Origin of the sequence: Acidovorax sp. SUPP1855, from assembly GCF_030158955.1 — a bacterium.
Classification (GTDB): domain Bacteria; phylum Pseudomonadota; class Gammaproteobacteria; order Burkholderiales; family Burkholderiaceae_C; genus Paracidovorax.
This window is the reverse complement of record NZ_BQXI01000006.1, coordinates 75,581-92,816: the sequence shown is the minus strand read 5'-3', so window position 1 is coordinate 92,816 and position 17,236 is coordinate 75,581. Positions and strand designations below refer to the sequence as shown.

At 71.5% G+C, this 17,236-nt stretch carries 18 protein-coding genes; 11 read left to right on the top strand and 7 right to left on the bottom strand.

Annotated features, from left to right (window positions below; all coding sequences use genetic code 11):
* Window positions 1-21 precede the first annotated feature (21 nt).
* The 5 genes from AVMA1855_RS07260 to AVMA1855_RS07240 all read right to left on the bottom strand — a co-directional run bounded on the left by AVMA1855_RS07260 (window position 22) and on the right by AVMA1855_RS07240 (window position 4,923).
* A complete protein-coding gene (locus tag AVMA1855_RS07260; protein WP_272566205.1) occupies window positions 22-831 on the bottom strand; it encodes a transporter substrate-binding domain-containing protein in 810 nt (269 codons plus the stop codon).
* Window positions 828-1,589 (bottom strand): GntR family transcriptional regulator, encoded by a 762-nt coding sequence (locus AVMA1855_RS07255; protein WP_284397649.1) that lies wholly within the window; start codon window positions 1,587-1,589, stop codon window positions 828-830. The genes AVMA1855_RS07260 and AVMA1855_RS07255 overlap by 4 nt, the downstream gene beginning before the upstream one ends.
* Window positions 1,590-1,680: 91 nt before the next feature.
* Complete coding sequence (locus tag AVMA1855_RS07250) at window positions 1,681-3,183, bottom strand: carboxylesterase/lipase family protein (RefSeq protein ID WP_284425184.1); 1,503 nt, start codon at window positions 3,181-3,183, stop codon at window positions 1,681-1,683.
* Window positions 3,180-4,175 (bottom strand): Bug family tripartite tricarboxylate transporter substrate binding protein, encoded by a 996-nt coding sequence (locus tag AVMA1855_RS07245; protein ID WP_284425183.1) that lies wholly within the window; start codon window positions 4,173-4,175, stop codon window positions 3,180-3,182. The genes AVMA1855_RS07250 and AVMA1855_RS07245 overlap by 4 nt, the downstream gene beginning before the upstream one ends.
* 76 nt (window positions 4,176-4,251) lie before the next feature.
* Window positions 4,252-4,923, bottom strand: coding sequence for a TetR/AcrR family transcriptional regulator (locus AVMA1855_RS07240; protein WP_284425182.1), 672 nt, complete (start codon window positions 4,921-4,923; stop codon window positions 4,252-4,254).
* 134 nt (window positions 4,924-5,057) lie between these two features.
* Between AVMA1855_RS07240 and AVMA1855_RS07235 the strand changes: the two genes are divergently transcribed.
* The 8 genes from AVMA1855_RS07235 (at window position 5,058) to AVMA1855_RS07200 (ending at window position 11,852) form a co-directional block, all read left to right on the top strand.
* The gene (locus AVMA1855_RS07235) at window positions 5,058-6,482 is read left to right on the top strand and encodes an FAD-binding oxidoreductase (protein ID WP_284397120.1); all 1,425 of its coding nucleotides are present in this window, start codon (window positions 5,058-5,060) and stop codon (window positions 6,480-6,482) included.
* A gap of 161 nt (window positions 6,483-6,643) precedes the next feature.
* Window positions 6,644-7,105 carry a hypothetical protein gene (locus tag AVMA1855_RS07230; protein WP_284425181.1) on the top strand — a complete coding sequence of 154 codons (462 nt, stop codon included), beginning with the start codon at window positions 6,644-6,646 and terminating at the stop codon, window positions 7,103-7,105.
* A 31-nt stretch (window positions 7,106-7,136) separates the two neighbouring features.
* Window positions 7,137-7,466, top strand: coding sequence for a hypothetical protein (locus AVMA1855_RS07225; RefSeq protein ID WP_284425180.1), 330 nt, complete (start codon window positions 7,137-7,139; stop codon window positions 7,464-7,466).
* A 38-nt stretch (window positions 7,467-7,504) separates the two neighbouring features.
* Entirely contained in the window at window positions 7,505-7,930 is a 426-nt protein-coding gene (locus tag AVMA1855_RS07220) for a hypothetical protein (protein ID WP_284425179.1), read from the top strand.
* A 67-nt stretch (window positions 7,931-7,997) separates the two neighbouring features.
* Complete coding sequence (locus AVMA1855_RS07215; RefSeq protein WP_284425178.1) at window positions 7,998-8,372, top strand: DUF485 domain-containing protein; 375 nt, start codon at window positions 7,998-8,000, stop codon at window positions 8,370-8,372.
* Window positions 8,373-8,502: 130 nt separating this feature from the next.
* Entirely contained in the window at window positions 8,503-9,900 is a 1,398-nt protein-coding gene (locus AVMA1855_RS07210) for an MFS transporter (protein WP_272566220.1), read from the top strand.
* Between the two features lie 34 nt (window positions 9,901-9,934).
* Window positions 9,935-10,780, top strand: a complete 846-nt coding sequence (locus AVMA1855_RS07205; RefSeq protein WP_284425177.1) for a shikimate dehydrogenase family protein — start codon at window positions 9,935-9,937, stop codon at window positions 10,778-10,780.
* Window positions 10,781-10,841: 61 nt separating this feature from the next.
* On the top strand, window positions 10,842-11,852 hold the full coding sequence (locus AVMA1855_RS07200; RefSeq protein WP_284425176.1) for an aldo/keto reductase: 1,011 nt from the start codon (window positions 10,842-10,844) through the stop codon (window positions 11,850-11,852).
* A gap of 100 nt (window positions 11,853-11,952) precedes the next feature.
* Here AVMA1855_RS07200 and AVMA1855_RS07195 read toward each other — a convergent pair whose 3' ends face one another.
* On the bottom strand, window positions 11,953-13,239 hold the full coding sequence (locus tag AVMA1855_RS07195; RefSeq protein ID WP_284425175.1) for an MFS transporter: 1,287 nt from the start codon (window positions 13,237-13,239) through the stop codon (window positions 11,953-11,955).
* A gap of 65 nt (window positions 13,240-13,304) precedes the next feature.
* On the opposite strand from AVMA1855_RS07195, the gene AVMA1855_RS07190 reads away from it, so the two are divergent.
* Window positions 13,305-14,231 carry an AraC family transcriptional regulator gene (locus AVMA1855_RS07190; protein WP_272566225.1) on the top strand — a complete coding sequence of 309 codons (927 nt, stop codon included), beginning with the start codon at window positions 13,305-13,307 and terminating at the stop codon, window positions 14,229-14,231.
* An 18-nt stretch (window positions 14,232-14,249) separates the two neighbouring features.
* Here AVMA1855_RS07190 and AVMA1855_RS07185 read toward each other — a convergent pair whose 3' ends face one another.
* Complete coding sequence (locus tag AVMA1855_RS07185) at window positions 14,250-15,158, bottom strand: LysR substrate-binding domain-containing protein (protein WP_284425174.1); 909 nt, start codon at window positions 15,156-15,158, stop codon at window positions 14,250-14,252.
* Window positions 15,159-15,339: 181 nt separating this feature from the next.
* Here AVMA1855_RS07185 and AVMA1855_RS07180 point away from each other — a divergent pair, with 181 nt between their 5' ends.
* Both AVMA1855_RS07180 and AVMA1855_RS07175 read left to right on the top strand, forming a co-directional pair.
* Complete coding sequence (locus AVMA1855_RS07180; RefSeq protein WP_284405598.1) at window positions 15,340-16,167, top strand: ABC transporter permease; 828 nt, start codon at window positions 15,340-15,342, stop codon at window positions 16,165-16,167.
* Window positions 16,164-17,195 carry an ABC transporter ATP-binding protein gene (locus tag AVMA1855_RS07175; RefSeq protein WP_284425173.1) on the top strand — a complete coding sequence of 344 codons (1,032 nt, stop codon included), beginning with the start codon at window positions 16,164-16,166 and terminating at the stop codon, window positions 17,193-17,195. The genes AVMA1855_RS07180 and AVMA1855_RS07175 overlap by 4 nt, the downstream gene beginning before the upstream one ends.
* The last annotated feature ends 41 nt before the right edge of the window (window positions 17,196-17,236 follow it).

The following is a 17,236-nucleotide window of genomic DNA, read 5'->3' as shown; positions in this document are numbered from 1 at the left end:
AGTGCACTGCAGCCAGGGGGCTCAGACCGGCAGGTCGCCGGCGGGACGGCCCAGCCACTTCTTGGCCATGGTGTCCAACTCGCCGCTCTTCTTGGCGCCGGCGATGATTTCATTGACCTTGGCCATCAGCGCGGCCTCGCCCTTGGGCAGGCCGATGAAGCACGGGCTGTCCTTGAGCAGCAGCTTGTACTCGGCCTGCAGCTGCGGGTTCTTCTGCATCATGTTGCCCGCCACCGAGGCGCTGGTGGCCACGAACTGCGTCTGGCCGGCCACGAAGGCGGCGATGGTGGCGTTGTTGTCCTCGAAGCGCTTCACGTCGATGCTGGGCGGGGCGACCTTGGCAAGCTCCTGGTCTTCCATGGCGCCGCGCGTGACCGCCACGCTCTTGCCGGCCAGGTCGCTCCAGGCCTTGGCCGTGAGGGACTTGGGCCCGAACACGGCTTGGTAGAACGGCGCATAGGCCGAGGTGAAGTCGATGACCTTCTCGCGCTCGGGGTTCTTGCCCAGCGTGGAGATGACGAGGTCGGCCTTCTTGGTCTGCAGGTAGGCGATGCGGTTGGCGCTGGTGACGGCGACCAGTTCCACCTTCACGCCCAGCTTGGCAGCGATGAGCTCGGCCATGTCGATGTCCAGGCCCTGGGGCTTGAGGTCGGTGCCGACGAAACCGTAGGGCGGGTAGTCGGTGGGGATGGCGATCTTTATCGTCTTGGACTTCAGGATGTCGTCCAGCGCGGTCTGCGCCTGTGCGGGCGCCACGGCGCACACGAGGCCGGCGGCGGCCACGAGGCCCAGGGCCAGGCGGCGGGAGAGAAAGCGGGTGGCGAAGGTCATAGCAAGGCTCCTAGGTAGGTGGATGCGTCGCCCGGGGACGCGGCGGGGGAAGGGGAAGCGGAAGGGGCGGCCGGGCCACTGGCGGCGCCGGCGCGCACGGGCGCCAGCGCGCTGCGCAGGTGTTCGAGCGGATCGGCGCTGGCCTGCAGCCGCAGGGCAGACTGCACCGAGCCGATGTGCTCGGCCATCAGCGATTCGGCGCGGGCGATGTCGCCCGCCTCCAGCGCCTCGACGATGCGCACGTGGTCTTCGCACGATTGCGCCGCGTCGTGCGACGACTGGTACAGCATGGCGATGAGCGTGGTGCGCGCGGTGAAGTCGCGCAGCGTGTCGGCCAGCAGGCCGTTGCCCAGGCACTCGGCCAGGCACACATGGAAGTCACCCAGCAGGAAGCTGCGCGCGCCCACGTCGCTGCCCGCCAGGGCCGCCTTCTCGCGCTGCAGGTGGGCGCGCAGCTTGCGCACCGCTGCCTTGTCCACCGTCTTCAGCTGGTGCAGCAGGCCCAGTTCGATGACGCGGCGCGCCTCGAAGGCCTCGCGCGCTTCGTCCTCGGAGGGCTCGATCACGTACCAGCCACGGCGCGCGCTAACGGTGACGATGCCGCGCGTGGACAGCCGCGTGAGCGCCTCGCGCACGATGGTGCGGCTGCAGTCGAACAGCATGGCGAGTTGCTGCTCCCCCAGGCGCGCGCCGGGGGCGAGCTTCTGGGCCATCACGGCTTCGATGATGCGGTTGCTGATTTCGGTGGCGCTGGTCATTGCCACGGAACTACGCAGGTTCCGTGCCAACTGGTATACAAGCCAGATGCACCAGTTTGGCGACTGGTGGGCCGCCCGGGATCCGTTCAGTTCAAAGCACGCCGTCCCACGCATCCAGCGTGGCGGAGGCCGGCGCCGGGCCGCACCAGCCCAGGTCGTCGAAGAACTGCATCCAGGGCGTTCCGGGGCCGTTCTCCGGCCAGCCGGGGTCGCCCTGCACCACGAAGTCCGCCCACGCACCGTGCATGGCATCGGCCAGCGGCTGCGGCGGGGCATCGCCGGTCAACTCGCGCCCGGTGGACGTGGCCAGGCGGTCGAAGACGAACGGCAGGTCCACCCCGTGCGCGGCGCCCAGTTGCCCGCTGCACTGCGGCGACCGCCATTCCAGCTCGTACCGGTGCACCGGCAGCCGGTTCGCGACGGCCAGGGCCGCGATGCGGCGCGCCGGCACGCGGTAGTAGTAGTCGGACTGCATGGCGCACAGCATCTCGCCCGCATGGGCGCCGCCCTCGCACGCGGGTAGCGCCGCATACGCCGCACGCGCCGCGGGCGGCAGGCCCGTGTCCCGCATGAAGGCCGTGACCTGTTCATCGGTCACGCGGTCGATGGCGCCGCCGGGCACGTGGTACAGGCGCATTTCCTCGGCATTGCTGCCCACCAGCACCTGCAGCGGCGGCCGCGACGGATCGGACCATTGGCGCTGCAGCGCTGCCAGCGGCGCCTGGGCGAGCACCTGCCCGTCGATCACCGGGCGCAGCGGGAACACGTTGCGGCGGCTGATGCCGTGCTGGTCGCGCAGGGCCGCGTCCTCGGCCAGCCGGTGCACGGCGAACAGCACGTCCGCCGGCGGCGCCGCGCCCAGCGCCGCGAGCGTGGGGGCCACGCCCAGCAGTTGCGCCACGGCAGTGCGCACCACGGTGGCCTCTTCGACGGTCTGGCAGGCCATGCTCGGGCTTTGCAGGATGGCGCGCTGGAACAGGCCCTGCGCCGCCAGCATGCCCATCAGGCAGGTGATGGCGCCCGAGCCCGCCGACTGGCCGAACACCGTCACGCGCCCGGCATCCCCGCCGAAGGCCGCGATGTGCTCCCGCACCCAGCGCAGCGCGGCCAGCAGATCAAGCAGGCCCCGGTTGGCGGGCGCCTCGCCACCGAAGTGCATGAAGCCATCCACGCCCAGCCGGTATTGCAGCGACACGAACACGATGCCCTTGCGCGCGAACGACGCGCCGTCGTACAGCGGGTCGCTTGCGCCGCCGCGCAGAAAGCCGCCGCCGGGAATCCAGACCATCACTGGCAGGTTCGCACCCGCGCGGGGCTCGGGGGTCCACACGTTCACCGCCAGGCAGTCCGGGCCGCCCAGCGGGCGGGCCCGGGCACCGCCGCCGCGCGGCCACTGGGGCGGCACCGGCGCGAAAGCCATCGCCTCGCGCAGTCCCGACCAGGCGGGCGCGGGCTGGGGGGCTAGAAAGCGCAGCGCGCCTTGCGGGGCCTGCGCATAAGGCACGCCGCGAAACACGGCGACGCCATGGTCAAGGCGCCCCTGCAGCCCACCTCCGTGGGAAAGGTGCACGCACGGCACGGTATCCAGAGTCATTCAGTGGACAATCCCAGTTTGTCGATCAACGGTTTCCAGACCGAAGTATCGCGTGCCGCCCAGGTGCGCGCATCCCCCGGGACGGACGCGGCCAGCGTCACGTTCATGGCCTCCATCCGCGCGCGGTAGGACGCATCGCCGCTGCGGCATTTTTCGGTCGCGGCATTGAGCGTGCCCAGCAGCGCGGGCGGCGTGCCGGCCCGGGCCACCACGGCGATCCACGCGGTGCGGGCCAGGTCCTTGGCGGCCGGCAGGGCCTCGCCGATCGAGGGCACATCCGGCAGCAGGGGCGAGCGCTGCGGCGCGAACACCGCCAGGGGCACGAGCTTGCCCGACCTGGCGTGCGGCGCGGCCGTGCCGATGACCAGCGTCATCGCCTGGATCTGCTGGCCCATGAGGGCGGTGAGGCCGGCGCCCTCGCCCACGAAGGGCACGTGCGTGCCGGACACGCCCATGCGGTCGAGCAGCGCCGACGTCAGCAGGTGCGCCGGGCTGCCCTTGCCGGGCGAGCCGAAGTCGAGCCCGCCCGGGTGGGCCCTGGCCTGGTCCGCCAGCTGCGCCAGCCGCGTGATGCCCAGCCCCGCCGGCACGGCCAGCACCAGCGGCGTGCTGCCCAGCACCGCCACGCTGTCGAAGTCGTGCAGCGGGTCGTAGGGCGGCTGCCGGTAGACGTAGGGCGTGATGGTCATCTGCGACATGCCGATGGTCATCAGCGTGTAGCCGTCGGCCGGCTGGGCCTTGAGCGCATTGACCGCCAGGATGCCGTTGGCCCCCGGCTTGTTCTGCACCACCACGGGCTGGCCCATCTCGCGCGCGGCGCAGTCGGCCCAGGCGCGCGTCATCGCATCGGACGCGCTGCCCGGCGGCTGCTGGGCGATGAGCTGGATCGGCTTGGCGGGGTAGGCCGCGGGCTGGGCGCCGGCCGCGAAGGCCAGCGATGCGAGCGCGGCGCCGGCCAGGGCGCGCCGTGCGCCTGTGCGAGGGGGGTTCATGGTGTGTCTCCTGTTGTCGTGATGGATGCCGGGTGCTCTGGGGTGCGAACGTGCCCGGGCCAGGGCACGGCGCCGGTCATGCCGCGCGCGGTAGCCTGGCGCGGGGACGGGGTTTCGATGCCGGAGCGCCCGCGCGGGCCAGGCCGTCGCAGCGCTGCGCGATGAGCGTGGCCAGGCAATCGAGCTGCGCATGGGTGGCTTCGTCGGTGGGGCGGAACATCTCCAGCAGGCCCAGGCCGCGCAGGGTGGAGAACACCAGCCCCACGAACCCCTCGCGCTCCGGGTCGCCCGCCAGTTCGGGAAACGCCTCGAAGAACCCCGTGTGCATGCGCGCATTGAGGTCCTGGCGCAGCGCGGCGATGTGCGCCACCACCTCGGGCTGGTTGCGGCTGCCCAGGTAGACGTTCCACGCCGCCATGAAGCGCGGCTGCGCATAGACGATGTGCCACGCGGACCGCACGAAATGCTGCGCGCGCTGCAGCGCCGGCAGCGATGCGGCGGGCCACAGCAGGCCCTCGCGGTCCTGCGCCGCGATCAGCTCGGCGAGCACGCGCATCATCAGCGCGGCCTTCGACTCGAAGTGATGCTGCACCGCCCCCGACGTCATTCCCGCCGTGCGGGCCAGCTCGTGGATCGACATGGCCTCGAAGCTGCGCGACTGGATGACCTCGATGGCCGTGGCGATCAGGCGCTGCTGCGTGGCGGCGCTGCGCTCGGCATGGGTGCGGCGGGGCGTGCGGTGGATCATCGGCGGCAAACGTTATACATTTCGAACGTAATGTAAATACGCGGCAGCGAGACCGTCAATCCCGGGCAATCCCCTGCCTGCGACGGGCTGCCTACAATGAAAAAGCCGCACCCATTCCAGCCTGGAGACACGCCATGAACGCCCCCGCCGCCGCCAAGCACCTGCTTCCCGAAATCCACCTGCGCCCCGTTCCACAGGCACTGCTCGACGCACTGGCCGCCCGCTTCGGCGCGCAGTGCTCCACGGCCCAGGCGGTGCGTGAACAGCACGGCCGCGACGAGGGCTCGCTCAAGGCGCCGCCCCCCTCGGCCGTGGTGTTCGCCGAAACCACGCAGGACGTGGCCGACGCCGTGAAGCTCGCCGCGCAGCACGACGTGCCGGTGATTCCGTACGGCGCGGGCTCCTCGCTCGAAGGCCACCTGCTGGCCGTGCAGGGCGGCATCAGCATCGACGTGAACCGCATGAACCGCGTGCTCAGCGTCGATGCCGACGACCTCACCGTGACCGTGCAGCCCGGCATCACGCGCAAGCAGCTCAACGATGCCATCAAGGACACGGGCCTGTTCTTTCCCATCGACCCCGGCGCGGACGCCAGCATCGGCGGCATGTGCGCCACCCGCGCCAGCGGCACCAACGCCGTGCGCTACGGCACCATGCGCGAGAACGTGCTGGCCCTCGAAGTGGTGACGGCCGGTGGCGAGGCCATCCGCACCGGCACACGCGCTAAGAAGAGCGCGGCGGGCTACGACCTCACCCGCCTCATGGTGGGCAGCGAAGGCACGCTGGGCGTGATCACCGAGGTCACCGTGCGCCTGTACCCGCTGCCCGAGGCCGTGTCGGCCGCCATCTGCTCGTTCCCGAGCATCGAGGCCGCCGTGCGCGCCACCATCCAGACCATCCAGCTGGGCGTGCCGATCGCGCGCGTGGAACTGATCGACGCGCACACCGTGCGCATGGTCAACGCCCACAGCAAGCTGGGCCTGCGCGAGGAGCCCATGCTGCTCATGGAATTCCACGGCTCGCCGGCCGGCGTGAAGGAGCAGGCCGAGGTGGTGCAGGAGATCGCGGCCGAGTTCGGCGGCAACGCGTTCGAATGGGCCACCACCCCCGAGGAGCGCACCCGCCTGTGGACCGCGCGGCACAACGCCTACTTCGCCGCGGTGCAAAGCCGCCCCGGCTGCCGCGCCATCAGCACCGACACCTGCGTGCCCATCAGCCGCCTGGCCGACTGCCTGCTCGATTCGGTGACCGAGGCCGACGCGAGCGGCATCCCCTACTTCCTCGTCGGCCACGTGGGCGACGGCAACTTCCACTTCGGCTACCTGATCGACCCCGAGAGCGCCGAAGAGCGCCTGAAGGCCGAGGACCTGAACCACCAGCTCGTCGCCCGCGCCCTGCGCCTGGGCGGCACCTGCACGGGCGAGCACGGCGTGGGCCTGCACAAGATGGGCTTCCTGCTGGACGAGACCGGCGCGGGCGCGGTGGACATGATGCGGGCCATCAAGCGCGCGCTGGACCCGAAGAACATCCTGAACCCGGGCAAGATCTTCGCGCTGTGACGCGGGCGGCCGAAGGCCGGTCCGGAGGCGGGCGGATCGCCGGCCATGCCACCCGCCCCATGCCACCGTCTCGGCCATCGGCCCATCCGAAGCCATGCCTGCGAAACGACTGACCTTGCGCCGCCGGCGCTGGACGCTCATTTTTTCCCCTGCCGTTCACCGTGCTGATGCTGGCCATCTGCATCTACTCGGTCGTTCTCCTGTTCACGGGGAATCGGTTGGTCACCTTCCTCGCGGGGCTCTCGGCATTCGGAGCCTTCTGCGTAGGGGGCACGCTGGGAAAGACGGTGCTCGAAGCCCTCTGCGACCTTCAACCTGCCGTGATCGTCGATTCGCACGGCTTGAACGACCGTCGCGGTGGGACGGGCCTGGTGCCGTGGCACGAGATCGAGCGGGTGAAGCTCGACCTGGACGAGCAGCGCATCCTGGTGGATGTGGCGGACCATGCGGCGCCCGATCGGCGCAGGGGGATCAGCAAGACCCGGCGGCTCCTCTGCGGCGGCGACTACACCGTGGCGCTGGCGGGCCTGAGCTACCACCCCCAGGAACTGGAACGGGCGCTGGCCTGGCACCACCGGCAGGGCGCAAATCGCCGCGCGGCCCATGGCAAGATCGGGGTCTGATCCCATGGCGGCGATCGCCGGGTGAACCACGATGTCCAAGATCCTGCTGCTCATTGCACTGACCATTCCGCCCGGGCTGGCGGCCAGGCTGGATGCGCCCAGGTGGGCCTTGCTGCTTTGCGCCGTGCCCTTCGGCCTGCTCGCGATGCACATGGGCGATTCGAACGAGCAGCTGTTCGGCGACGCGTCGGAGAAGGTCGGGCGCTTCCTGTTCTTGGCCATGGGCATCGGCGGCGTCGCGCTGGGGCTGCTGGCGTGGAGCCTGCGGGGCACGGCCTCGGCCCTGGGAATGCTCTGGTGGTTCCTGCCGGTCGCCCTGGTGCTTCTGCTCGTGGGCATCGTCCGCGTCCTTTTCAAGTGATGGCCGCTCCCCGGGCGCCCGTTCCAGCGATCCCAGACATGCCACGTTCTCCCGACGGAACCCACCGGGCGGTGCTGCGCTTCGAAGGCGAGATCCGGTTCGGCCCGGAGTACTTTCGCCTGTCGATCAACGGCCGCGACATCCCGCACCGGATCTTCGGCCAGCCCCTCCTGTGGTCGCCCGACTCGCGCTTTCTGGCCGCGCAGGAGTGGCTGACCACCGACTACGCCGCAGGGCCCATCACCTGCGCTGCGCTGATCGACGTGGACGGGTGGAAGATCGCCCGGCTGGAGGTGCTGGCCAAGGGGTTTGCGCAGGACTTCCGATGGGAGGGGGCCACCCTCCAGTACCAACAAGTCTTTGCGGCCCGATCCACGGCCTTCTCCGCCCAGGCCACGCTGGAATCCGTGGCAGGCTGGGCGCCCATCGACGCCGCCCCGCCGCGTCCAGCCGAAGGGGCATGACGCCTGGGATCGCGTCGCCCGCAACGCTAAAGTCCGCCCCAAGGGCCACCACCCAACAGGAGAATCCATGAAGTGCTTCGTACACCAGGCCGCCGACGCCGTGGGCACCTGCCGCGCCTGCAACAAGGGGATCTGTCCGGCCTGCGCCAAGGACTTGGGCCATTCCATCTGCTGCAGCCAGGGCCCTTGCGAGACCAAGGCGCGCACGCTGGATTCGCAGGTCGCGCAAAGCAGCGTGGTGCTGGCCGCGCAGCGGCGCAATCGGTTCCTCGCGCCCCTGTTCTTCATATTCGCCGGTGCCCTGTTCATCGCCTTTTCCGGCAGCGGCAAAGGGTCGTGGTTCAGTTTCGGCCATGCCTTCGGGCTGGGGTTCATCGTTTTCGGCATCGTCCTGGGCATTGCCAGCCACCGGTACGCCAGGGAGCTCGAACGCAAGGCCTGATGCACCGCCGGCCGGCGCCACCCGCCATGCACGGATGGCCGAAAGGCATCCCAAGGCATGAGATGCTCCGCCAAACGCCCAACGCAGGCTTTTGCGTCCATCCAACCATTCCAACAGGGGAGACAAACCCATGCCAGACCACCACGCCGCCGACAGCGGCTTACAGCAAACGCGCAAGGCCACCGCCAGTGGCTGGATCGGCTCGGTGCTGGAGTACTACGACTTCTTCATCTACGCCACCGCCGCATCGCTGATCTTTCCGCAGATCTTCTTTCCCGCAGGCAACCCGACGGCGGCCATCGTGGCCTCGCTCGCCACCTACGGCGTGGGCTACGTGGCCCGGCCCATCGGTGCCCTGGTGCTCGGCCACTGGGGCGACACCCATGGCCGCAAGCAGGTACTGGTGCTGTGCATGTTCCTGATGGGCTTTTCCACCCTGGCCGTGGGCCTGCTGCCCACCTATGCGCAGGCCGGCCTGCTGGCCCCGGCGATGCTCGTGGTGCTGCGCCTGATCCAGGGCTTCGCGGTGGCCGGCGAGATCTCGGGGGCCAGCTCGATGATCCTGGAGCACGCGCCGACCGGGCGGCGGGGCTTTTACGCCAGCTTCGCGCTGCAGGGCGTGCAGGCGGGGCAGGTGCTGGCGGCGGCGGTGTTCCTGCCGCTGGCGTATTTCTTGCCGGCCGAGCAATTCAACACCTGGGGCTGGCGCGTGCCGTTCCTGCTGAGCTTCATCGTCATCCTGGTGGGCTACTACATCCGCCGCGAAGTGCAGGAAACCCCCGTGTTCACCGCCGAGCGCCGGCAGGGCGCCGTGCCGCGCGCGCCCATCGTGCAGGCGTTCCAGGAGAACGGGCCGAACATGCTGCGCGTGGTGTGCATGGCGCTCATGAACGTGATCCCGGTGGTGGCGACCGTGTTCGGCGCGGCCTATGCCGTGCAGCCGGGCTATGGCGTGGGCTTCGACAAGAGCGTGTACCTGTGGATTCCGGTGCTGGGCAACATCGTCGCGGTGCTCGTGATCCCGCACGTGGGCAACCTGTCGGACCGCATCGGCCGGCGCCCGCCGATCATCGTGGGCGCGCTGCTGTCGGGGCTGCTGGCGTTCCTGTACCTGTATGCCATCAGCATCCACCACGTGCCGATGGCGATCGGCATGTCGCTGCTCATGTGGGGCGTGGTGTACCAGGGCTACAACGCGGTGTTCCCGAGCTTCTACCCCGAGCTGTTCCCGGCCCGCACCCGCGTGACCTCGATGGCCATCTCGCAGAACGTGGGCACCACGCTCACCGCCCTGCTGCCCGCGCTGTTCGCCGCCGTGGCGCCGCCCGGCTCCACCAACGTGCCGGCCACCGTGGGCGCGATCGCATTCGGCGTGACGGCCATCGCGGCGCTGGCCGCGTGGTCGGCGCGCGAGACCTTCCGCATTCCCACGCAGGACCTGGGCCAGCCCGACGCCCAGCCCCTGTCCGAAGCCGCCTACGAACAGGCCCGCCAGGAAGCCCTGCGCAGCCATGGGCGCGGCCGCTGAAAGACCCACGGCAATCGGCCCACCATCGTTCCCCATGCAGCAGCAAACCATCAACGGCAGCACCCGCCTGATCGCCCACCTGGGCTACCCGACCGAGGCTTTCAAGGCCCCGATGATCTACAACCCGTGGTTCGCGCAGCAGGGCATCAACGCCCTGGTGGTGCCCATGGGCGTGCAGGCCGAGGACTACCCCGCCACGCTGCAGGTGCTGCGCCGCATGACCAACTGGCACGGCGCGCTGGTGACCATGCCGCACAAGGTGAGCACGCTGGCGCTGGTGGATGCGCTCACGCCCACGGCGCGCATCGCCGGGGCCTGCAATGCCATCGTGCGCCGACCCGACGGCACGCTGCTGGGCGACCAGTTCGACGGCGCCGGCTTCGTGCGCGGCGTGCAGCGCAAGGGCCTGGCCCTGGCAGGCCGGCGCGCGCTGGTGTCCGGCAGCGGCGGGGTCGGGTCGGCCATCGCCGCCTCGCTGGCCGCCGCAGGGGTGGCCGAGCTGGCCCTGTTCGACGTGGACGGCCACCGCGCGCAGGCGCTGGCCGACCGGCTGCGGCAGCACTACCCCGCCCTGCGCACGGCGGTGGGCCGCAACGACCCCGCCGGCTTCGACCTGGTCGTGAACGCCACGCCCCTGGGCATGCGCGAGGACGACCCCCTGCCCTTCGACGTGGACCGCATCGCCCCCGGCACCTTCGTGGGCGAGGTGGTGATGGCGCAGGCCCACACCCCGCTGCTGCAGGCCGCGATGGCCCGGGGCTGCCCGGTGCAGCAGGGCACCGACATGCTGTTCGAGATGATTCCCGCGTACCTGGAGTTCTTCGGCTGGGGCGGCGCCACGCCCGAGGCGCTGCGTGCGGTGGCGCGCATCGTGTATTGACCGGTGCCTGCCCGGCCGCTACCGTCACGCCACCTTCCGCTTCGCACACCAGCGCCATTCGATGCCCACCACCCCACGCTCCCTCGGCCCCTTCCAGGTCCACCCCATCGGCCTGGGCTGCATGAACCTCAGCCATGCCTACGGCGTGCCGGCCTCGCGCGAGCAGGCCGAGCGGGTGCTGCTCACCGCGCTCGACGAGGGCGTGACGCTGTTCGACACCGCGGCGCTCTACGGCTTCGGGGCCAACGAGACGCTGGTGGGCGAGATCCTCGCGCCGCACCGCCAGCGCATCACGCTGGCGAGCAAGTGCGGCATGCAGGGCGTGGATGCGAACGGCGATGGCAAGCTGGTGCGCGTGATCGATGGCCGCCCCGCCACCTTGCGCGCGACCTGCGAGGCCAGCATGCGCCGGCTGCGCACGGACGTGATCGACCTGTACTACCTGCACCGCTGGGACCGGCGCGTGCCCATCGAAGACAGCGTGGGCACGCTGGGCGACCTGGTGCGCGAGGGCAAGATCCGCGGCGTGGGCCTGTCGGAGGTGTCGGCCGCCACGCTGCGCCGCGCGCATGCCGAGTACCCCATCACCGCGCTACAGACCGAATATTCGCTGTGCACGCGCAACCCCGAGATCGCCGTGCTGCAGGCCTGCCGCGAGCTGGGCACGGCGTTCGTGGCGTTCAGCCCGCTGGCGCGGGGCTTTCTGGGCGGCGCGCTGCGCGATGTGTCCACGCTGGCGCCGGGCGACATCCGCCGCACGATGCCCCGCTTCGCGCCCGAGGCCTACGCGGCCAACCTGCGGCTGCTGGGCGCCTACGAGGCCCTCGCCCGCGAGGCCGGCTGCACGCCCGCGCAGCTGGCCCTGGCCTGGCTGCTGGCGCAGGGGCCGGAGATCATCCCGATTCCCGGCACCACAAGCGTGGCGCACCTGCGCGACGACCTGGGCGCGGCGGATGTGCGACTGCCGCCCGAACTGCTGGCGCGGCTCGATGCGCTCGTCCATGACCGCGCCATGGCGGGCGACCGCTACCCGCCCCAGGCACAGGCCGAGGTGGATACCGAAGCGTTCTGAGCCCCAAAGCACATTGCTACTATTTTAATAGCAATATGCCCTAGGGGAATCTGCCCTGGAGCCCTGAAAGGCTCGGAACCCTTCCTGCTGGCGCCCCGCGTCAGGCGGCCATGGGCCGGGCCGCGCGGGCCCGGGCCGCCACACCCGCACCGACCACGCCGGCCGAGGCCACGCCCAGCACCAGCGCCGCGGCCGATCCGTAGAAGATCCCGTGCGCCGCGCCGCGGTCCAGCAGTGCGCCGAAGATCGGCGCTGCCACGCAAAAGCCCAGGTCCAGGCCCGAATACACCGTGCCATAGACCCGGCCCGTCGCCCCGGGGGGCGCGGCCCGCTTGATGAGCATGTCGCGCGAGGGGCCCGCCAGGCCCGTGCCCAGGCCCGCGATGGCGGCGAACGCCACGGCGCCCATGCCGGGCAGCCAGCCGGTGCCCACCAGCAGCAGCAGCACGCCGGTGGCCAGCAGGCACACGGTGATGATGCCCTCCAGCCGCGCCACGCGGCCGGCGAGAAAGCCGCCCACCACCATGCCGGCGGCGCCGCACAGCATGTAGCCCGTGACCACCATGGAGGTCACCGCCAGCGGCAGGCCGTACATCTGCTGCAGCGCGGGGCTGGCGAAGCTCTGGATGGCGCTCAGGGCGCAGGTGGTCCAGAAGAAGAACGAGAAGCACAGCCACACCGAGGGCAGCTTGAGGAAGGCCATGGGGTGCTCGGCCACGGCCGCAGCGCCCGGCGCGCCGGCGGTGCCGGGCTTGGGCGCGTGGGCCCAGGCGCCCTGCCGGTCATCGAGCGCGTCGCGCTGCCACACCATGATGGCCAGCACCACCGCCGCCAGCGCGGCCCCGCACAGGCAGGCGGTGCGCCACGATCCGGTGGCCGCGGCGATCCCGGCCATGAAGACCGGCGCCGTGGCCCAGCCCAGGTTGCCCGAGATGCCGTGCATCGAAAAGCCGTGGCCCAGGCGCTGCGGCGACACGCGCTTGTTCAGGATGGTGAAGTCCACCGGATGGAAGGGCGCATTGCCCAGCCCCGCCAGCGCCGCCGCCAGCATCAGCCCCGCATAGCCCTGCGCCGTGCCGGCCACGAGGCCCGCCACGGCGAAGCTGGACAGCGCGAAGAACAGGATGGGGCGCGCGCCCACCCGGTCCACCAGAAAGCCCGACAGCGCCTGGCCCACGCCCGAGATCACGAAGAACACCGACACCAGCAGCCCCAGCTCCGAGTAGTTGAAGCCGAACTCCGCGATCAGGAACGGAAACAGCGGCGGCAGCAGCATGTGAAAGAAGTGCGAGGAGCCGTGGGCCAGGCCGATGAGGCCGATGGTGCGGGCGTCCTGGCGCAGCGTGCCGGCGGGCGCTGCGGGGTGGGGGGATGCGGTGGAGGTCATGGCAGCGATCTTAGGCAGCGGCGCGGCGGCAGGTTGACGATAGACTGCCAACTTCTGTCGCGATCATGCCAAGCACTGCCCATTCCACTCCCGCGCCGGCCCCCAGCGCCGCACCGCGCCCGCGCCGCGCGGTGTCGTACGTCAGCTCGCTCACGCCCGACCTGTTCGTGCCCGCCGGCACGCGCCCGGTGCGCGCCAAGGCCCGCTGGCTACCCGCCGACACGCAGGTGCTGCCCCACCGCCACCCGTGGGCGCAGGTGGCGATCTCGACCACGGGCGTGATCCGCCTCACCGCAGCGCAGGGCACCTACATCGTGCCGCCCTCGCGCGCGCTGTGGATTCCGCCCGGCGTGGAGCATGCCGTGACCATGGTGCAGGACGCCGACCTGCGCACGCTGTACTTCCACCAGCCGCGCGGGCGCTGCGGGCCGGGCGTGCCCATCGGCGCGGCGCGCGCGGACGACGCGGCCTGGCGCCAGTGCCGCGTGCTGGAGGTGTCGCCCCTGCTGCGCGCCCTGGTGTGCGAGATGCCCTCCGAGCCCGACGACAGCGCCACGCCCCCGACGCCCGAGCTGCTGCGGCGCGAGCGCCACCTGAGCGCCCTGATCTGCGAGGAGCTGCGCCGCGCCGCCGCCCTGCGACTGGGCGTGGACCTGCCGCGCGACAAGCGCCTGCTGCACCTGTGCGAGGCCGTGCTGGCCGACCCCACGCGCCACGAGGCCCTGGAGGACTGGGCGCGCGACACCGGGGCCAGCCCGCGCACCGTGGCGCGGCTGTTTCGCGCCGAGCTGGGCAGCACCTTCACGCAGTGGCGCCAGCAGGTGATCCTGGCCAAGGCGGTGGCGCTGGCTGCCGAGCGCCTGCCCGTGGGGCAGATCGCGGCCGAACTGGGCTACAGCGCCAGTGCCTTCAGCGCCATGGTGCGGCGCGCCGTGGGCATGCCCCCGGCCCGCTTTCTCGGCCTGCAGTCGCCCGCGGGCCTGGGCCCGTAGCGCCCCGCGCGCGATCGATCAGCCCACGGGGCCGCGCGAGCGCTGCCCCTCGGCCAGCAGCCACTCGCGGAACGCGGCGAACGCCGGCAGCTTGAGCCGCCCCGGGTGGTAGCACAGGTAGTGGCCCTGGTCGATGGCCACGGGCTCGCCGCAGGGGCTCACCAGCGCGCCCTCGGCCAGTTCCTCCTGCACCAGCACCCGGGGGACCAGGCCGATGCCAAAGCCCGCGAGCGCGGCCTGGATGAGCGGCGCGTACTGCGCAAAGCGCGGCCCCGCTGCCGTGTGCGCCGCGGCCACCCCGTGCTGCGCGGCCCACTGGCGCCAGGCGGTGGGCGCATTTTCGTGGTGCAGCAAGGTGTGCCCCAGCAGGTCCTCGGGCCGGGCGATGCGGTGGTGCGCGTCCACCAGCGTGCGCGCCGCCACCAGCACGAATTCGCGCCCCGCGATGTATTCGGACACCACGCCGGGCCAGCCGTCCGGCCCGTAGCGGATGGCCGCGTCCACGCCGGGCGGCATGCCGTCGGTGGGCTCCAGGTGGCGGCTGAAACTCAGGGTGACCTGGCGGCTTTGCTGGCGAAAGGCCGGCAGCCGGGGGATCAGCCACTTGGTGAGGAAGGTGGGCACGCTGGCCAGCGTGAGCAGCCCCGCCCCCGCATCGCCCGCCCGGGCCTCGAAGGTGGCCGCCTCGATGGCGCGCAGCCCGCCCGCCACCTTCTGCCAGTACACGTGGCCCTGGGGCGTGAGCTGCACGCCGCGCCCGCTTTTCTGCAGCAGCGGCCGGCCGATGAAGGCCTCCAGCCCAGCCACCTGCTTGCTGACCGCGCTCACCGTGACGCACAGCGCCTGCGCGGCCAGCGTGAGGCTTTCATACCGCGCCACGGCATCGAAGGCCAGCAGCTCCTGGATGGTGGGGCAGGTGCGCTTCATGCGGCCCCCTGGGCAACGCCCCGGCCGGCAATGCAGCCGGCTCGCATGACACGGATGTGAAAAACACTTTCCTTTTGCTCAAGCAACGTCATCCAGGTTTCACCCATCGATGGCACCGTTCTTCCTAGAATTTTGATGAACCTTCCACGCTGCCATTGGCAATGTGGCGTTTCAGGAAAGTATGCCGGGTCGCCCGGTGCCTGCAAAGCCCCTCGCCCGCCCCCTCCACCGGAGTCACCCCTTGGTCCGCGCCGCCGCCCTGCTCTACGCCGCCTACCTGCTGCTGCCCATCGCCCTGCTGCTGCTGGGCAGCGTGGGCGAGCGCTGGACGAACACGCTGCTGCCCACGGGCCTGACCGGCCGCTGGTATGCCGAACTGTGGGCCGACCCCGCGTTCCGCAAAGCCTTCGGCACCAGCCTGCTGGTGGCGCTGTCGGCCTGCGCCATCAACACGGTGCTGGCGCTGCCGCTGGCCCACGCGCTGTACCACGGCGCCCGCCGGGGCCGCGCCGGCATGGCGCGGCTGGTGAGCGCGCTGCCCATCGCCGTGCCGCCGGTCACGCTGGCGTTCGGCTACGTGATCGTTTTCAACACCGACGCCCTGCCCTGGCTGGGCTCGCTGCCGCTGCTGATCGCCGCGCACGCCGTCGCCACCCTGCCCTACCTCACCCAGACGCTGCTGGCCGACCTGCGCCACCAGGACCTGGCCCGGCTGGAGGCCGCCGCCGCCACGCTGGGCGCCTCGGGCTGGCGCCAGTTCACCACCGTGGTGCTGCCCAGCCTGCGCCAGAGCCTGCTCAGCGGGCTGGTGATGGTGGCGGCGCTGTCGGTGGGCGAGTTCAACCTGTCCAACCTGCTGGCGGGCTTCCAGAGCCGCACGTACCCGGTGCTGCTGCTGCAGGCCTTCTACGGCGCCACCGGCTTCGCCTGCGCGGCCACGGTGGTGTTGCTGGTGCTGGCGGGTTCGGCGGCGCTCTTTTCCTCGTCCCTCGTGAAACACCGCCCATGAGCCTCGTTCTCCAAGACGTCCACTACCGCTACCCGGACAGCCCGCACGGCCTGCACGGCGTGTCCCTGGAGGTCGCCACCGGCGAGCTGGTGGCGGTCATCGGCCCGAGCGGATCGGGCAAGTCCACGCTGCTGCAGGTCGTCGCGGGCCTGCAGGGCGCGGGCCACGGCGGGCGCATCCTGCTGGCCGGCGAAGACCTCGCCCACACGCCGGTGCACCGCCGCGGCATCGGCATGGTGTTCCAGAACTACGCGCTGTTCCCGCACCTGCCGGTGATCGACAACGTGGCCTACGGCCTGCACATGCGCGGCGTGCCGGCCCCCGAACGCCGACGCCGCGCGCTGGCGCTGCTGGAGACGGTGGGCCTGGCCGACCGCGCCGCGCACCCGGTGGCGCGGCTGTCGGGCGGCCAGCAGCAGCGCGTGGCCCTGGCGCGCGCGCTGGCCATCGACCCGCGCGCGCTGCTGCTGGACGAGCCGTTGTCCGCCCTGGACGCCAGCGTGCGCGGCCACCTGCGCGACGAGATCCGCCAGCTGCAGCGGCGCTTCGGCGCGACCACGCTGCTGGTCACGCACGACCAGGAAGAGGCCCTGGCCATGGCCGACCGCGTGGCCCTGCTGCAGGACGGGCGCCTGCTGCAGTTCGCCACGCCGCGCCAGCTCTACGAGGCGCCCGCCAGCCGCGCGGTGGCGCGGTTCGTGGGCCTGTCCACCGTCTGGCCCGCCACCGTGGCGGGGCCGGACCGCATCGACCTGGGCTTCGCGACGCTCTGCACGCCCACCGGCCCGCGCGCCCCGGGCCAGGCCGTGCACGCCCTGGTGCGCCCCGAGCACGTGCGGCCCGACCCGGCCCTGCGCGCCGTCAACCGCCTGGAGGGGCGGACCGGCGCGCTGCGCTACCTGGGCAGCACCACGCGCTACGACTTCGCGGTGCCCGGCGCGCCCACGCCGCTGCTGGCCGAGTCACCGCAGCCGGCCCAGGCCGCCGTCGCCATCGCGCCCGAACACATCCGCCTGCTGGACGACTGACCGCACGGCGCTGCCCGCCCCCATCCGATTCCCCGCATTCC

Excerpts from the sequence above, each read along its gene's own strand:
- AVMA1855_RS07260 (WP_272566205.1), bottom strand. The coding sequence starts at position 831 with ATGACCTTCGCCACCCGCTTTCTCTCCCGCCGCCTGGCCCTGGGCCTC.
- AVMA1855_RS07255 (WP_284397649.1), bottom strand. The coding sequence starts at position 1,589 with ATGACCAGCGCCACCGAAATCAGCAACCGCATCATCGAAGCCGTGATG.
- AVMA1855_RS07250 (WP_284425184.1), bottom strand. The coding sequence starts at position 3,183 with ATGACTCTGGATACCGTGCCGTGCGTGCACCTTTCCCACGGAGGTGGG.
- AVMA1855_RS07245 (WP_284425183.1), bottom strand. The coding sequence starts at position 4,175 with ATGAACCCCCCTCGCACAGGCGCACGGCGCGCCCTGGCCGGCGCCGCG.
- AVMA1855_RS07240 (WP_284425182.1), bottom strand. The coding sequence starts at position 4,923 with ATGATCCACCGCACGCCCCGCCGCACCCATGCCGAGCGCAGCGCCGCC.
- AVMA1855_RS07235 (WP_284397120.1), top strand. The coding sequence starts at position 5,058 with ATGAACGCCCCCGCCGCCGCCAAGCACCTGCTTCCCGAAATCCACCTG.
- AVMA1855_RS07225 (WP_284425180.1), top strand. The coding sequence starts at position 7,137 with ATGTCCAAGATCCTGCTGCTCATTGCACTGACCATTCCGCCCGGGCTG.
- AVMA1855_RS07220 (WP_284425179.1), top strand. The coding sequence starts at position 7,505 with ATGCCACGTTCTCCCGACGGAACCCACCGGGCGGTGCTGCGCTTCGAA.
- AVMA1855_RS07215 (WP_284425178.1), top strand. The coding sequence starts at position 7,998 with ATGAAGTGCTTCGTACACCAGGCCGCCGACGCCGTGGGCACCTGCCGC.
- AVMA1855_RS07210 (WP_272566220.1), top strand. The coding sequence starts at position 8,503 with ATGCCAGACCACCACGCCGCCGACAGCGGCTTACAGCAAACGCGCAAG.
- AVMA1855_RS07205 (WP_284425177.1), top strand. The coding sequence starts at position 9,935 with ATGCAGCAGCAAACCATCAACGGCAGCACCCGCCTGATCGCCCACCTG.
- AVMA1855_RS07200 (WP_284425176.1), top strand. The coding sequence starts at position 10,842 with ATGCCCACCACCCCACGCTCCCTCGGCCCCTTCCAGGTCCACCCCATC.
- AVMA1855_RS07195 (WP_284425175.1), bottom strand. The coding sequence starts at position 13,239 with ATGACCTCCACCGCATCCCCCCACCCCGCAGCGCCCGCCGGCACGCTG.
- AVMA1855_RS07190 (WP_272566225.1), top strand. The coding sequence starts at position 13,305 with ATGCCAAGCACTGCCCATTCCACTCCCGCGCCGGCCCCCAGCGCCGCA.
- AVMA1855_RS07185 (WP_284425174.1), bottom strand. The coding sequence starts at position 15,158 with ATGAAGCGCACCTGCCCCACCATCCAGGAGCTGCTGGCCTTCGATGCC.
- AVMA1855_RS07180 (WP_284405598.1), top strand. The coding sequence starts at position 15,340 with ATGCCGGGTCGCCCGGTGCCTGCAAAGCCCCTCGCCCGCCCCCTCCAC.
- AVMA1855_RS07175 (WP_284425173.1), top strand. The coding sequence starts at position 16,164 with ATGAGCCTCGTTCTCCAAGACGTCCACTACCGCTACCCGGACAGCCCG.